Annotated in this window: 14 protein-coding genes; 6 read left to right on the top strand and 8 right to left on the bottom strand. The window is 64.4% G+C overall.

Features of this window, described 5'->3' with window-relative positions:
• Positions 1–2: 2 nt before the first annotated feature.
• The 4 genes from AC1DGP_RS05820 to uvrC all read right to left on the bottom strand — a co-directional run bounded on the left by AC1DGP_RS05820 (position 3) and on the right by uvrC (position 3,455).
• Positions 3–458 carry a molybdenum cofactor biosynthesis protein MoaE gene (locus tag AC1DGP_RS05820; RefSeq protein WP_441489493.1) on the bottom strand — a complete coding sequence of 152 codons (456 nt, stop codon included), beginning with the start codon at positions 456–458 and terminating at the stop codon, positions 3–5.
• A gap of 19 nt (positions 459–477) precedes the next feature.
• The gene (gene moaD, locus AC1DGP_RS05815) at positions 478–729 is read right to left on the bottom strand and encodes a molybdopterin converting factor subunit 1 (protein WP_113512320.1); all 252 of its coding nucleotides are present in this window, start codon (positions 727–729) and stop codon (positions 478–480) included.
• A gap of 26 nt (positions 730–755) precedes the next feature.
• On the bottom strand, positions 756–1,367 hold the full coding sequence (pgsA, locus tag AC1DGP_RS05810; protein WP_043232683.1) for a CDP-diacylglycerol--glycerol-3-phosphate 3-phosphatidyltransferase: 612 nt from the start codon (positions 1,365–1,367) through the stop codon (positions 756–758).
• A gap of 66 nt (positions 1,368–1,433) precedes the next feature.
• Positions 1,434–3,455, bottom strand: coding sequence for an excinuclease ABC subunit UvrC (gene uvrC, locus AC1DGP_RS05805; RefSeq protein ID WP_476831822.1), 2,022 nt, complete (start codon positions 3,453–3,455; stop codon positions 1,434–1,436).
• A gap of 154 nt (positions 3,456–3,609) precedes the next feature.
• Between uvrC and AC1DGP_RS05800 the strand changes: the two genes are divergently transcribed.
• From AC1DGP_RS05800 to AC1DGP_RS05780, 5 genes are all read left to right on the top strand, one after another.
• The gene (locus tag AC1DGP_RS05800) at positions 3,610–4,626 is read left to right on the top strand and encodes an NADP-dependent oxidoreductase (RefSeq protein WP_476775197.1); all 1,017 of its coding nucleotides are present in this window, start codon (positions 3,610–3,612) and stop codon (positions 4,624–4,626) included.
• Positions 4,627–4,814: 188 nt separating this feature from the next.
• On the top strand, positions 4,815–5,654 hold the full coding sequence (gene lgt, locus AC1DGP_RS05795) for a prolipoprotein diacylglyceryl transferase (RefSeq protein WP_441505198.1): 840 nt from the start codon (positions 4,815–4,817) through the stop codon (positions 5,652–5,654).
• A complete protein-coding gene (locus AC1DGP_RS05790) occupies positions 5,651–6,745 on the top strand; it encodes a class I SAM-dependent methyltransferase (RefSeq protein ID WP_476775196.1) in 1,095 nt (364 codons plus the stop codon). The genes lgt and AC1DGP_RS05790 overlap by 4 nt, the downstream gene beginning before the upstream one ends.
• Before the next feature lie 20 nt (positions 6,746–6,765).
• Positions 6,766–7,539, top strand: a complete 774-nt coding sequence (gene pgeF, locus AC1DGP_RS05785; RefSeq protein WP_441505200.1) for a peptidoglycan editing factor PgeF — start codon at positions 6,766–6,768, stop codon at positions 7,537–7,539.
• Between the two features lie 90 nt (positions 7,540–7,629).
• Positions 7,630–7,917: a hypothetical protein gene (locus AC1DGP_RS05780; RefSeq protein ID WP_069879647.1), complete on the top strand. Its 288-nt coding sequence runs from the start codon at positions 7,630–7,632 to the stop codon at positions 7,915–7,917.
• Between the two features lie 109 nt (positions 7,918–8,026).
• Here the strand turns inward: AC1DGP_RS05780 and AC1DGP_RS05775 are convergent, their stop codons facing one another.
• Positions 8,027–8,773: an SDR family oxidoreductase gene (locus AC1DGP_RS05775; protein WP_441505202.1), complete on the bottom strand. Its 747-nt coding sequence runs from the start codon at positions 8,771–8,773 to the stop codon at positions 8,027–8,029.
• Positions 8,766–9,554 carry a glycosyltransferase family 2 protein gene (locus tag AC1DGP_RS05770; protein WP_476831821.1) on the bottom strand — a complete coding sequence of 263 codons (789 nt, stop codon included), beginning with the start codon at positions 9,552–9,554 and terminating at the stop codon, positions 8,766–8,768. The genes AC1DGP_RS05775 and AC1DGP_RS05770 overlap by 8 nt, the downstream gene beginning before the upstream one ends.
• Positions 9,555–9,929: 375 nt before the next feature.
• On the opposite strand from AC1DGP_RS05770, the gene AC1DGP_RS05765 reads away from it, so the two are divergent.
• Positions 9,930–10,625: an outer membrane protein gene (locus AC1DGP_RS05765; RefSeq protein WP_441489485.1), complete on the top strand. Its 696-nt coding sequence runs from the start codon at positions 9,930–9,932 to the stop codon at positions 10,623–10,625.
• A gap of 184 nt (positions 10,626–10,809) precedes the next feature.
• Here AC1DGP_RS05765 and AC1DGP_RS05760 read toward each other — a convergent pair whose 3' ends face one another.
• Entirely contained in the window at positions 10,810–11,412 is a 603-nt protein-coding gene (locus AC1DGP_RS05760) for a glutathione S-transferase (RefSeq protein ID WP_476775194.1), read from the bottom strand.
• Between the two features lie 29 nt (positions 11,413–11,441).
• Complete coding sequence (locus AC1DGP_RS05755; protein WP_476831820.1) at positions 11,442–12,293, bottom strand: 23S rRNA (adenine(2030)-N(6))-methyltransferase RlmJ; 852 nt, start codon at positions 12,291–12,293, stop codon at positions 11,442–11,444.
• Positions 12,294–12,297: the final 4 nt, after the last annotated feature.

Here is a 12,297-nt window from a genome sequence, read left to right as displayed (position 1 = left end):
ATTCAGTTCCAGCGTGCTGCGGCGGTATCATCGTCGGCCTTGGCTTCGACCCATCCGCCGATGGTGCCGTCGCTCAGGTGCTCGCGCTTCCAGAAGGGAGCCCGGGTCTTGAGATAGTCCATCAGGAATTCGGCTGCCTCGAAGGCGGCGCGGCGATGGCGTGATGCGGCGACCACCAGCACGATCTGTCCGCCCGGCCTGATCAGCCCGTAACGATGGATGGCGACCAGACCATTGAGCGGCCAGCGCTCGACTGCCTCCGCTGCCACGCGCCCGATCTCGGCCTCGGCCATGCCGGGATAATGCTCGAGCTCGAGCGCTGCCAGTTGGCCACCTTCATCGCGACAAAGCCCGGCGAAGGTGACGACGGCGCCGATATCGGTCCGGTCGCGGGTCAGCGCCGCGACCTCGGCGTTGAGGTCGAAATCCTCGCGCTGGATGCGGACGACCGGAGTCATGGCGTGGGCCCGGCTTGCCTCAGCCGCCCGTCATCGGCGGGAAGAAGGCGATCTCCCTGGCGCCTGCGAGGGAGGCTTCCGGCTTGACATGGACATGGTCGATGGCGGCGCGCACGATCGCGGCATTCTCGAAGGCCATCTCGTAGCCTTCGTCGCGCCCTCTCAGCCAATCCACCAAGTCAGCCACGGTCCGTGCCTCGTGGGGCACCTCCACAGTTTCTTCCGCAACGCCGATGCGTTCGCGGACCCAGGCGAAATAGACGAGCTTCAGGGTTCGGGTCTCGGCCAGACTGTCGATCATGATGCGCGCTCATCCTCATCCACCAGATGGCGGATTCCGGAGTTAAGATAATCCCACCCGGTATAGATGGTCAGGATTGCCGCCAGCCACAGCATGACGATGCCGATCTGCGTATTATACGGCAGAACCTTGTCGCCGGCGGGGCCGGCAACGAGGAAGCCGAGCGCCAGGAGTTGCGCCGTAGTCTTCCATTTCGCCACCTTGCTGACGGGAACGCTGACCTGCAGCTCGGCCAGGAACTCGCGCAAGCCCGATACCAGGATCTCGCGGCAGAGGATGACGATGGCCGCCCAGAGCGACCAGCCATAGATCGTGCCGTCTGCGACAAGCATCAGCAGCAGGGCACAGACCAGAAGCTTGTCGGCGATCGGATCGAGCATCCGGCCGATCGCCGAATGCTGGCTCCACGCCCGGGCGATCCACCCGTCGAGATAATCCGTCACAGCCGCCGCGACATAGATCGCCAACGCGATCCAGCGCATCCAGTCGTCGCGCGGCCAGAATAGCAGCGCCACCAGCGCCGGAATCGCTGCGATCCGGCCGTAGGTCAGCAAATTTGGCAGGGACCAAGGGCCCCGCCGCCTGATGGCATCTGGAAGAATCGTCACGGGAAACACCAAAGCAGCGCGCTTGTGACAGCGTCAACACGCAATCCCGCGAGGCATGTCCGAGCCCTACGCATCGTGAAAGAAATCGTGCACCGCCTTGGCGGTGGCGGCATTGACGCCGGGCGTGCGCATCAGGTCGTCGAGCTTGGCGCGCTGGATCGCCTTGACCGTGCCGAAATGCAGCAGAAGCGCCCGCTTTCGCGAAGGGCCAATGCCCGCAATCTCGTCGAGCGGGTTCTTGGTGATGTCGCGCTTGCGTCTGGCGCGATGCGTGCCGATGGCGAAACGATGCGCCTCGTCGCGCAGGCGCTGGATGAAATAGAGGCCGGGGTCGCGCGGTGGCAGCTTGAACGGCTCCTTGCCGGCCATGAAGAACGTCTCGCGCATGGCGTTGCGGTCGGCGCCCTTGGCAATGGCCACAAGTGGAATATCGGTGACACCACATTCGGCCATGATCAGGCGCGCGGCCTCGAACTGGCCCTTGCCACCATCGACGATGACGAGATCGGGGCGCGAGGGAAAGGCGGTTTCGTCCTGAGCCGCGGGGGGCGGGGCAGGAGATTCGGCCGCTGCGAGATCGACGGCGTCGCCGCCCTCCGCTGCCACGCTCTCCTTCGCCAATCGCGAGAACCGCCGCTTCAGCACCTCCCGCATCATGCCGAAATCGTCGCCGGCGATGGTGTCGGAGGAGATGTTGAAGGTGCGGTAATGGCTCTTCATGAAACCGTCCGGGCCGGCGACGATCATGCCGCCGACCGCATTCGTCCCCATGATGTGGGAGTTGTCGTAGACTTCGACGCGGCGCGGCGGCCTTGGCAGCCCGAAGGCTTCGCCGAGCGCGACAAGCAGACTCTGCTGCCCGGCATTGTCGGCGAGCTTGCGGGAGAGTGCCTCATGCGCGTTCTTCCGGGCGTGGGCGACGAGATCGAATTTCTCGCCACGCTTGGGCGCCGCGATCTCGACCTTGCGGCCGGCGCGAGCCGAGAGCGCTTCGCCGATCAGTTCGATCTCCTCGACCTCATGCGAGAGCAGCACGAGGCGTGGCGGCGGCTTGTCGTCGTAAAACTGGGTGACGACGGAGGCCAGGACTTCGGCGGGCGTGAGGCTTTTGTCGGCGCGAGGGAAGAGCGCCCGATTGCCCCAGTTCTGGTGGTTGCGGAAGAAGAAGATCTCGACGCAGAAATGCCCGGCCTGCTCATCGATGGCGAACACATCCGCCTCCTCGACGCCCTGGGTGTTGATGTCCTGGCCGGCCTGGACCGCAGAGAGCGCCGCCAGCCGGTCGCGGTAGCGCGCCGCCTGCTCGAACTCGAGAGCCTCCGCTGCCGCCTGCATCCGCTCCGACAGCGTCCGCTTCACGGTCGAGGAGCGGCCTGACAGGAAATCGCGCGCCTGATCAGCCAGTGCCTGGTAATCGGCATGCGAGATTTCGCCCGTGCAAGGCGCGGCACAGCGCTTGATCTGGAAGAGCAGGCAGGGCCGCGTGCGGTTCTCGTAATAGCTGTCGGAGCAGGAGCGCAGCAGGAACGCCTTCTGCAGTGCGTCGATGGTGCGCTTCACCGCCTGGACCGATGCGAACGGCCCAAAATAATCGCCCTTGCGTTGGCGCGAGCCGCGATGCTTGGCGATCTGCGGGGCAGGGTGGTCGCCCGTCAGCAGGATATAGGGAAAGGATTTGTCGTCGCGAAGCAGGACATTGTAGCGCGGCCTGAGCTGCTTGATCAGGTTGGATTCGAGCAGCAGCGCCTCGGTTTCCGTCCCCGTGGTGACGAATTCCATGTTCGCCGTCTCGGAGATCATCCGGGCGACGGCGTTGGTATGGGCAAGCCCGCGCGCATAGGCCGTGACGCGATTCTTCAGACTCTTGGCCTTGCCGACATAGAGCACCTCGCCGGCCCGATCGAACATACGGTAGACGCCGGGCTTGTTCGGCAGGTGCTTGGCGAACCCGGCGATGACCTCGATGCCGTGCTTCAGTTCGGAGGGGGCTGTCTCGCCGGCATCGACGGTTGCGTCGGGGAGCGGGAGGCTGTCCTCCTCGTCCTCGATCTCGTCTTCCGGCAGGTCGTCGGTGCGCTGGCGATTCATGAGCCCGATGTAAGATGCCCGAGGCGTTTCGTCATGTCAGGAGCGTGCTCCGCCCTGTGGCAAAATGCACGGGTGAGGTGGTGCTCCCGGAGCAACGTTGCTCCCATATGAATTGACCAATCCAAACGACGCGCTCGAGGGAGGACGAAACCCCATGCCCCAACAGGATAATCTCAGGATCGTTCTGGCCGCTCGCCCGGTCGGCCGGCCCCGCCCCAGCGATTTCAGGCTCGAGCACGCTGCGGTTCCGGAGGCTTCCGACGGCCAGGTGGTTCTGCGCATCCTCTATCTCTCGCTCGACCCCTATATGCGGGGGCGCATGAGCGATGAGAAATCCTATTCCGCTCCGGTGGCGATCGGTCAGGTGATGGAAGGCGGCACCGTTGCGGAGGTTCTGGAGAGCCGCCACCCCGACTTCAGGCCAGGCGATATCGTGCTTTCACATTCCGGCTGGCAGTCCTACGCGGTGGCCGACGGGGCCCATCTGCGCAAGATCGATCCGGCCGCCGCGCCAATCACGACCGCGCTGGGCGTGCTCGGGATGCCAGGCTTCACCGCTTATGCCGGCCTGTTGACGATCGGCCAACCCAAGGCGGGGGAGACCGTGGTCGTGGCAGCCGCCAGCGGGCCTGTGGGATCGGCGGTGGGGCAGATCGCGCGGATCAAGGGCGCGCGCGCCGTCGGGATCGCGGGTGGCGAGACGAAATGCGCCTTCATCCGCGAGACCTTCGGATTCGATGCCGTCGTCGATCACAGCGCTCCCGATTTCGCCGACCAACTGGCGGCGGCCTGTCCGAATGGCATCGACGTCTATTTCGAGAATGTCGGCGGCAAGGTCTGGGATGCGGTGTTTCCGCTGCTGAACGGCTTTGCCCGGATTCCTGTCTGCGGGCTGATTGCGCAGTATAACAGCACGGGCGATTTCGAGGGCCCGGACCGGCTGCCCATCGTCATGCGCCAGGTCCTGACCAAGAGTCTGACGATCCGTGGTTTCATCCAGCGTGAGTTCGTCGCGCAGCGCCCGGCCTTCGAACGGGAGGCGTCCGGCTGGATCGCCGGAGGCGCCTTGAAATACAAGGAGGACATCGTGGAGGGCCTCGCCCAGGCGCCTGAGGCGTTCATCGGCCTGCTCGACGGGAAGAATTTCGGCAAGCTCATCATCAAGGTCTGAGCAGGGCAGGCGGGGTGCATACCGGCGCCCTTTTTGCTTGACCACTTCGCCTCCAGCCGGCCATGTCGCGGCAGGTTTTCCTTCGCGCAGTCCTCCCGAGCGTCCCTTGGGTCGCCCGGGATGACGCGTGATGGGCGGTGCGCAACCGCCTGAGCGAGACTGCGACTTCCGCCACCGGACCTTTGCCCATGCCCGTATTCGCCATCCCCTTCCCGGTGATCGACCCGGTCGCGCTGCAACTCGGACCGCTGTCGGTCAAATGGTATGGCCTCGCCTATGTCGTGGGGCTGATCGGCGGCTGGTGGTATGCACGCCGGCTGGTCTCGTCTCCTGCGCTCTGGGGGAGCTCGAAGCACCCCGCGGCAGAAGAGCTCGACGACATGCTGCTCTGGGTGGCGCTCGGCGTGGTGCTCGGCGGGCGCATCGGCTTCGTGCTGTTCTACGACCTTGAGCGCTATCTCGCCCGGCCGCAGGATATCATCGCGATCTGGCAGGGCGGCATGTCCTTCCATGGTGGGTTGCTGGGGGCGGCGACGGCGCTGTTCCTGTTTGCGCGCCGGCGCGGGCACCCGGCGCTGAGCGTCTTCGATCTCGCCGCCGCCGTCGTTCCGATCGGGCTTTTCCTCGGGCGCATCGCCAATTTCATCAATGCCGAGCTCTGGGGCCGGCCGGCACCGGGATTGCCCTTCGCCATGGTCTTTCCCAATGCCGGGCCGTTGCCGCGCCATCCGAGCCAGCTCTATGAGGCGCTGGGGGAGGGGATCCTGCTCTTCATCCTGCTCGCGCTCGTCGTTCGGGCTGGCGGCTTCAAGCGACCCGGCCTCGTCGCGGGTGTCTTCGGCATGGGTTATGCGGTCGCGCGCATCGTCTGCGAGTTTTTCCGCGAGCCCGATCCGCAGCTCGGCTTCCTGTTCGGCGGAAGTGTCGATGCGCTGAGCGGGGGCATCACCATGGGCATGCTGTTGTCCGTGCCGCTCTTCTTCGCCGGGCTCTATCTGGCGCTGCGCGCCAGACGGGCTAGCGCGTGAATGCGCTCAAGGCGGAGATCATCCGCCTGATCCAGGACGAGGGCCCGCTCAGCGTCTCGCGCTATATGGCGCTCTGCCTCGGCCATCCCCGTCACGGCTACTACATGACCCGCGACCCTTTCGGTGCCGAGGGAGACTTCACGACGGCGCCCGAGATCAGCCAGATGTTCGGGGAACTGATCGGGCTGTGGGCTGGTGCGGTCTGGCGGATGATGGGCGAGCCTGCAAGCTTGCGCCTCGTCGAGCTTGGACCGGGGCGTGGCACGTTGATGGCCGATGTGCTGCGGGCCGCGCGGATCGTTCCGGGTTTCCGCGAGGCGGTTTCCGTGCATCTCGTCGAGATGAGCCCCGTGCTGCGGCAAGCCCAGGCTCGGACCTTGGCCTCCGCGACCGAGCCGGTCTGGCACGACAGCATCGGGACTGCGCTGGAGGGGCCGACGATCCTCCTCGCCAACGAGTTCCTCGACGCGCTGCCGCTCGATCAATTCGTGCGCGTCGGAGATGGCTGGCGCGAACGTCTGGTCGGAATCAATGCCGCAAGCCAGCTGGCATTCGGGCTCGCCCATGCGCCGGAGCCTGCACTTGGGATTGCCGCCCCTGAGGGAAGCATCTTCGAACAGCCGACCGCAGCGCTTGATGTCGTGACGACGGTGGGCGGCCATCTCGCCGAGCAAGGCGGCGCTGCGCTGTTCATCGACTACGGTTCCGGGCGTTCAGGCTTCGGAGATACGCTTCAGGCGGTCCATCGGCATCGAATGGTTGATCCGCTTGCCGATACCGGTGAGGCCGACCTCACGGTTCATGTCGATTTCGAACGGATGGCGCAGGCTGCGTGGCGGGCCGGGGCTGCGGCGCATGGACCGGCGACGCAGCGCGATTTCCTGCTGGCGCTCGGGCTGGCGGAACGTGCGCAGGCGCTCTGCGGCAGAGCACGGCCGGAGCAGGCGGAGGCGATCCAGGCGGCTTTCGCACGGCTCACCGCCATTGGCGCGACCGAGATGGGTGAATTGTTCAAGGTTCTGGCATTATCGGATTCACGACTGCCGCTGCTGCCCGGATTTGACCTTCATCAGATGCCAGAGCAGGGCTGACGCCTGAGCCGGAACCCGCCATGTTCATCACTTCGCCCGATCTTTCCGCCGAACACGGCATTGCGCATGCCTTCTTCACCCGCGAGGGCGGTGTATCCTCGGGCATCTACGCCTCGCTCAATGGCGGGCTCGGCTCGGACGACGACAAGGCGCATGTTACCGAGAACCGGGCGCGGATGGCGGCTCACCTCGAGGTCGAGCCCACGCATCTTGTCGGTGTGCACCAGGTCCATTCCGCGGATGCCGCACTCGTCACCGGCCCGTGGCTCGGGGAGAAGCCGAAGGCCGATGCCATGGTGACCACGGCTCACGGCGTGGCGCTCGGCGTTTCCACCGCTGATTGTGGACCCATCCTCTTCGCCGATAGCGAGGCGGGCGTCATCGGCGCCGCCCATTCCGGCTGGAAGGGGGCATTCACGGGGATTGTCGGCGCGACTGTGACCGCGATGGAAAAGCTCGGCGCGCGTCGCGAACGCATCCTGGCGGTGCTTGGGCCAACGATCAGCGCCAAGGCTTATGAGGTTGGGCCGGAATTCATCGAGCGCTTCAAGTCGGAGAATGCGACCTATGCGCGCTTCTTCCACGCCTCGGAGCATCCTGCGCGCGCCATGTTCGATTTGCCTGCCTTCATCGCTTTCAAGGCACAGGAGGCCGGCATCGGCCGCTTCATCGACCTCGGCCTGTGCACCTATGGCGATGAACAGCGCTTCTTCAGCTATCGCCGCACGACGCATCGGCAGGAGCCGGATTACGGCCGGCTGATCTCGGCGATCACGTTGACGCGACCGAAATAGGCCGGCTTTCGGCCGGTTCAATCTCAGGTTGCTTCGAGAAACGGGCGGAGTCATCCTCCCAAGGCCATGCATCATGGCTTTGGGGGTCTCATGGAACAGCTTCTGATCAACCTCGTCGCAGGCGCGCTGGGTGGCAATGCTGCGGGTAAAGCCTCGTCCAGCTTCGATCTCGGAACTCTCGGAAACACCATCGCCGGTCTGGTCGGCGGCGGCGTTCTTGGCCAGTTGGTACCCATCGTGTTGCCAGCCATCACGGCGGCGGCGGCGGGCGGCAATCTCAGTGTCGGCGGTATCCTGTCGAACCTGATCGCTGGCGGCGCTGGCGGAGCTATCCTGACCGCTATCATCGGCGCGATCAAGAACAAGGCCGCAGCCTGAGCGTTACAGTGGCGACGTCGCGCGCCTCGCCCGGCGTCGCCATCTTGCGTGATTGACGAGCCCGGCTGCCTGTCGGCTCAACGTCTTGCAGATGACGTGGGGTGGGGCGTCAGGTCACGATATCAGGGGTTCGCCAGGCCAGGTGCTGGCCGTTGTCGACGGCGATCATTTGCCCGGTGACCGATCGGGCGCGGGCGAGATAGAGCACCGCCCCGGCGATATCCGCCGCGTCGACCTTCCTTTGCAGCAGCGATCCCGCGGCCTCGCGCGCGAGCAAGGCCTCGCCGTCCTGCGGATTCGGAAAGGTCGGCCCTGGCCCGACGGCGTTCACGCGAATCCGCGGCGCAAGCGCCTGCGCCATCGTGGTCGTTGCCGTGAGAAGCGCCGATTTGGTCAAGGTATAGGAGTAATACTCCGGGGTCGGCTTCCAGACCCGCTGATCGATAATGTTGACGATGCAGCCTTCTCGATCCGCGGGAAGATGATTGGCCATCGCGCCGGAGAGCACAGAGGGCGCGCGCAGATTGGTCGAGAACTGCCGGTTCCAGGTCGGCACGTCGATCGTGCGGATGTCATCGACCAGAAAGCTGGAGGCGCTGTTGACCAGCAGGGTCACCGGCCCAAGCGCTGCTTCGGCGGCCGGAATGATGGTGTCGACCGACGCGGGATCGGCCAGGTCGGCAGCGACGGTGATTGCCTTGCCGCCCCGACCGCGCACGTCCGCTGCGAGCGCTTCGGCCTCGACGTGCGATGTGCGGTAGTGGATCGCAACCGCGTAGCCCGCATCCGCAAGGTGCTCGACGATGGCGCGTCCAATCCGGCGTGCTCCACCGGTGACGAGCGCAACCTCAGCCATTGCGTGCATCTTTATCGGAGTGACGCTTGAGGCGCCGTTCCCAATGTTTGGCTGCGCGCAAATAGCGGTAGAAAGCGTAGTTCATCGCGGTCATGAAGCCATAGACGCCGCGCAGGGCGTGACGCCGGCCAATATAGGCCTTGACGAAATTGGCCGGGAACTCGGCGACCAGCCGGAAGACCGAAAGGGTCTCGCCGCGCTTGTCGAGATCGTCGGCCTGTGCGTCGCTGTAGTTATTCAATTTCGCMATCTGCTCGCCGAGAGAACGCACGGAGTAATGATGAACCGTGCCCTTCAGCCTGCCGATGCGGGCATCCGAAGAGAGATCGACACGGTCGTGAACCGGCGAAGGCGAGTAGCGTCCCTTGTCCTTTCGGTAGAGCCGAACCGGCGACAAGGCGTAGGTGAAACGATGCGGCGCGCGCTCGCCAGGGAATATCTCGGCGATGCGCGTCCTGTAGGCATCCGCGGGCGGATCGCCATGAGCGAAGAGCGCTGCAATCTCGACGGCCATCTCCCTGGGCACGACTTCGTCGGCATCCAGGTTGAGGAGCCAGTTATAGCGGCACTGGTCTTCTCCGAAGCGCTTTTGCTGCCCGTAACCCGGCCACGGATTGAAGATCACGCGGGCGCCGCATTGCTCGGCGATTGTCTGCGTGCCATCGGTCGAGCCTGAATCGATCACGACGATGTCATCGCTCAGCTCTCGCACGGCGGCGATGGTGCGGCCGATTCTGTCGGCTTCATCCCGAGCAATAATGAATATAGAAAGCGGCGGCACCGGCCTGGTCCATTCCGTGGAGTGTGCTGCAAGGCTTAAGCACGCGAGCCCGGAACGAGCAAGCGAAGGACCGGGACAGATTGTGGCCGCATTTTGTCTGGAACCTTAGGATATGTCGCGCGTTCCCTGCTTGCTTCCACTATATGGTCAACGCGTTGTTAGTATTCGGTTTACCATTCACAGTGGCTTAATAATAATTAACGCGTGTTGAACAATTGGTCTTAGTCATCCCCATTCGTGCCGCATTTCTGCCGCGGTCTGCAATGTACCTGTGCTTTAGCCGCAACAGACATCGACGCCGGCGCGGGCTATAAAGGCGTCATCGACATCACCGCCGGGCCACGCCGGCACCAGCGACGACTAAAGGAGTCTAAAATGAAGAAGTACCTGCTTACGAGCGTCGCGGCCCTCGGCCTCGTCGTTGCCGGCGCCGCCTCCGCTGCCGACCTGCCGTCCCGCAAGGGCCCGGTTGCCGCCCCGATCTATCTGCCGCCAGTGTTTACCTGGACCGGCTTCTACGTCGGCGTCAACGCTGGCTATGCTTGGGGTCAGATCGACTCGACCACGGGCGCTTTCACCAACAACCTCGGCAACTTCAGCGATCCCGATGGCTTCACCGGTGGTGGCCAGATCGGCTACAACTACCAGATCGGCCAGTGGGTCCTCGGCGCTGAAGCCGATTTCCAGGGCGCTGACCTGAAGTCGACGTCCGTCAACCTGGCTAACAACCTCCGCGCCTCGACCGAGGTCAACTGGTTCGGCACCGTTCGTGGCCGCGTCGGTTACTCCTTCGACCGGTTCCTGCCGTATGTCACCGGCGGTTTCGCTTACGGCAGCGTGAAGAACAAGGTCTCCAACGGCGTGTTCGCTGGCAGCAACGACAACACCCAGTACGGCTGGACCGTCGGTGCTGGTCTTGAGTACGCCTTCACCAACAACCTGACGGCGAAGCTCGAGTATCTCTACGTCGACCTCGACAAGGAGTCGTTCAACGTTCCCGGCGGCACCTTCACCTCGAACGTCGAGACCAAGTTCTCGGTCGTCCGCGCTGGCCTGAACTACAAGTTCTAGTCCGATCCCCTCACGGGGCTCAGAATGAACCCGGTGGCTTCGGCCACCGGGTTTTTTGTTGTGCGAGACAAGATCATCGGACCGGATATCGTATCCAGTCCGATGATCTAACCCTTTGTCTTTGCATCGGCTTTCCTGAAAACCGCAATCCACCTTTCGGGCCGATGCTTTAGCTCGGAGCCGGTCAGCCCTTGAATCGGGTGGTTTCGAAGGAGGGCACCTTCGCCGCGAAATCGTCGAGCCAGGCGACCAGCTTGGGGTGAGCTGCCCGCCACGTTCCGTCGAAACGCAGATCGAGATAGCCCAACGCGCAGGCCAGTGCGATTTCACCGATGCGGGGTTTGCCAGACCAGGCTGGCGGCGCTGCCTCAAGTGTAGCGAGCGCCCGCGCGACCTTGCCGGCCTGATTCTCGACCCAGGCGGCATTACGCATCTCGGGCGTCCTGAACCGGCCTTCATAGACCTGAAGCAGGGCCGCATCACAGATGCCGTCTGCCAGCGCTTGCAGGCGCAACTGCGCAAAGCGCGCTTCGCCTGACGGAATCAGGCCGCCACCGGCGAGATGGTCGAGATACTCGGCGATGACGCGGGAATCGAACAGTGCCGAGCCGTCCTCGAGCACCAGCGCCGGAATCTTGCCGAGCGGGTTCTGGGCGCGCAACGTGTCCTTGGGATCGGTGGTATCCGCCGCGACGATCTCGATGCGGCCCAGGAGATCGAGCTCATGGGCGGCAATTTTGACCTTGCGGCCGAAGGGGGAGGCTGGGGAGGTGCGCAAGGTCAGCATCGGTCATATTCCGGTCAGTTCTGGAGATGTCAGCCGTCCGGGCGGATCGGCTCGCAACGGTAGCGCGGCCGGGGGCCTTGCGCGAGGCGTTCGCACAATGACGGCAACAGGAGGAGAGCTTCCTCCGCCAGTTTCCAGGGCGGATTAACCACAAGCAGACCGGTGGCCCCGAGACCTCCCGCGGCTTCGGGGCGGTCGACATCGATCTCGAGCCTGAGCAGGCGACCGATGCCGGCATCCTCGATCGCATTCACGAGGCCGTCGGCGGCCCGGCGCTCCTTGACCGGGTACCAGAGCGCGTAAATGCCGGTCGGCCATTTGCGGTGCGCGGCGATAAACTCGGCCGCCATCGTCGTGAATTCGTCCTTCTCCTCGAAGGGCGGGTCGATCAGCACGAGTCCGCGTCGTTCCTTCGGCGGGACATTGGCGCGCAGCGCCGTCCAGCCGTCCATCGCCAGCGCCTTGCAGCGCGAATCGCGACCGAGCGTCGCGGCGAGCTTCTTGTAAGTGGTTGGATGCAGTTCGGCGGCGATAAGCCGGTCCTCCGCCCGCATGGCGTGTCGGCAGAGCCAGGGCGAGCCGGGATAGTTGCCGGCGCCATGGCTTTCCCGTGCGACCGCGACAGCTTCGCGCCATGGTGCCAGCAACGCCTCCACGCTGGAGGCGAGCGGCGACTGGTCGAGCCGAGCCACGCCGTCCTTCCATTCATGCGTGCGCAGCGCTTCCTCGGAGCCGAGATCGTAACGGCCGGCACCGGCATGGGTGTCGATGACGCGATAGGGCGTATCCTTGGCGCCGAGATGGGTCAGGATGCGCATCAGCACGACATGCTTGAGGATGTCGGCGAAATTTCCGGCGTGGAAGCTGTGATGATAATTCATGAAG

This window comes from Allobosea sp. 05T433 (assembly GCF_056396065.1).
This window is presented reverse-complemented; position numbering and strand designations above follow the sequence as displayed.